This window comes from Variovorax sp. 10L426 (genome assembly GCF_056395305.1).
The window spans coordinates 1-384 of record NZ_JBFTJF010000132.1 but is presented as its reverse complement, the minus strand read 5'-3'; the positions used below and the strand labels follow the sequence as shown (position 1 = coordinate 384).

2 pseudogenes are annotated in these 384 nt (G+C 63.3%); one reads left to right on the top strand and one right to left on the bottom strand.

The features are described from left to right. Nucleotides 1-101, bottom strand: a pseudogene (locus tag AC1DHL_RS30115) (transcriptional regulator); the annotation flags it as partial. Nucleotides 102-199: 98 nt separating this feature from the next. On the opposite strand from AC1DHL_RS30115, the pseudogene AC1DHL_RS30110 reads away from it, so the two are divergent. Beyond that, nucleotides 200-384 (top strand): annotated as a pseudogene (locus tag AC1DHL_RS30110) (EamA family transporter); the annotation flags it as partial.

Genomic DNA, 384 nt, shown 5'->3' with positions numbered 1-384 from the left:
TGCGTGACGTGCAGCGCGGCGGCGGCTTCCTTGAAGCTGCCCAGCCGGCCCGCGGCCTCGAAGGCCCGCAAGGCATTGAGCGGCGGCAATACCCGTTTCATGGCAATAGATTTTCTAACGCGATGTGGCAATTTATCTGGTTTGTCGTGCCGCTTCAAGATAGATATTCTTGGGCATTTCCTGCTCCCCTCCCACCCCAATGCTCAGCTATACCGGCGGTATCGTGCTCCTCGCCGCCGTGCTCCACGCGAGCTGGAACGCCATGCTGCACGGCAACCGCGACCGGTTCCTGTCGATGACGTGGATGAGCATCGCCATCGCGGCCGTCGCCACGCTCGTCGTCCTGCGCAACCCCTTGCCGGCCAGCGCCGCCTGGCCGTACAT